This is a genomic window from Chrysiogenia bacterium (assembly GCA_020434085.1).
Classification (GTDB): Bacteria; JAGRBM01; JAGRBM01; order JAGRBM01; family JAGRBM01; genus JAGRBM01.
The window spans coordinates 1-1,564 of record JAGRBM010000409.1; the positions used below are offsets into that span (position 1 = coordinate 1).

At 61.9% G+C, this 1,564-nt stretch carries 3 protein-coding genes; all 3 read left to right on the forward strand.

Translation table 11 applies throughout. The features are described 5' to 3' along the window. Positions 1-362 (forward strand): 50S ribosomal protein L16 (rplP, locus tag KDH09_14020; GenBank protein MCB0220813.1); only part of this gene is annotated, 362 nt, incomplete at its 5' end. An 888-nt stretch (positions 363-1,250) separates the two neighbouring features. Then, positions 1,251-1,451, forward strand: coding sequence for a 50S ribosomal protein L29 (rpmC, locus tag KDH09_14025; GenBank protein MCB0220814.1), 201 nt, complete (start codon positions 1,251-1,253; stop codon positions 1,449-1,451). 13 nt (positions 1,452-1,464) lie between these two features. After that, positions 1,465-1,564: 30S ribosomal protein S17 (gene rpsQ / locus KDH09_14030; protein MCB0220815.1), on the forward strand; the 100-nt coding region annotated here is incomplete at its 3' end.

The following is a 1,564-nucleotide window of genomic DNA, read 5'->3' on the forward strand; positions in this document are numbered from 1 at the left end:
ATGGCGAGGCCAAGGGCGGTTCGGACCTGAACTTCGGCTCGTACGGCCTGAAGGCCACCGAGCCCGAGCGCGTCACCGCGCGCCAGATCGAAGCCGCCCGCCGGGCGATCACGCGCCACATGAAGCGTCAGGGCCGGGTCTGGATCCGCGTCTTCCCGGACGTGCCGGTGTCCTCCAAGCCGACCGAAGTGCGGATGGGTAAGGGCAAGGGCTCGGTCGATTACTGGGCGGCCAAGGTCAAGCCGGGCCGCATCATGTTCGAGATCGACGGCGTGAGCGAGGTCATCGCCCGCGAGGCCCTGCGCCTCGGCGCGATGAAGCTCCCGGTCACCACCCGGATCGTCCAGCGCGAAGACTGGTAAGTCTAAGGTTCGGAATGAATGAGTAGGGCGGGGTTCACCCCGCCCTTTTCCTTTCTCGACTCTTTTGTTTCGCACCGAATGAGTGGAGTCGCCCGGCCGCGGGCCGGGCAGCGCCCGACCCTCCCCCGGTCGGGCGCACGTTCAAGTCACGCGCCGAAGGGCCGTGGGGCAGGACGACAATGCCGTGCGACGCTCGAGCGGAGCGCAACGTGCGCCATCTCAGGGTCGGGCGCTGCCCTTCTTGATATCTGATCCTGCAATTGAGAGAATTCTTTCTTGCCGATCATACGTCTCAGAAGTTGTGGAAAGTGGATATGCCGTTTGTCGAGTTTCAGGGCGTTCGATTGAGTGTGGACTGGCAGATGCGACGTGGCTTGAATTCGTCTGAATTGCCGGCACGGCCGGGTGTATATGCTGAGGTATACTGGCCTCAGAGAGGAGTAAGGATTGGTGAAACCGGACGCAGCATCAGAGCGAAAATTAGACATGATATTCGTTGGTTCAACTCACTAAGAGATGGAACCGCTCCGCAGGAGCAGCTACGACGGACGCTCCCAATCGCCCTCGCGGCGAAAGCGACCGGGGAAGCGGGTTTCGAGTTCTATGTCGTAAGCGATGACGATAGGCTTGAGGACAAGTTATTGCGTCAGTCGTGCGAGCGGTTCATGTTCGACTGGGTCAGGGCGCATCCCGGTCTGACCGACTGGAACCGCCAACGAAGCTGGCGCTGACTCACCCTACCTTTTCCCTTGCCCCTTACCCCCGCCTCCCTTATAGGGACGCATCCCGCGATTCCGGCCTTCCGGATTCGTGGGTTCATCATTGACTCCGCCGGGCCAAGGGTCACCCGACAACGGGCTCTCCGGCGATGTTGGAAGGAAAAGGCGCATGAACGCCACCGAACTGAAGACGAAGACGCCCGACCAGCTCCGCGATGAGCTTGTCGCGCTGAAGAAGGAGGCCTTCAACCTCCGCTTCCAGCAGGCCACCGGCCAGCTGGAGAACACCGCACGCATGCGCGCCGTCCGCCGTGACGTCGCCCGCATCCAGACGGTGCTGAACGCCAAAGCCGCCGAAGCCGCGAAGTAAGAGGGAAAGACTCATGCCCAAACGCATCCTGCAAGGCGTCGTGACTTCGGACAAGAACGAGCAGACGATCACCGTCCTCGTCGAGCGCCGCTTCAAGCACCCGCTGCTGCAAA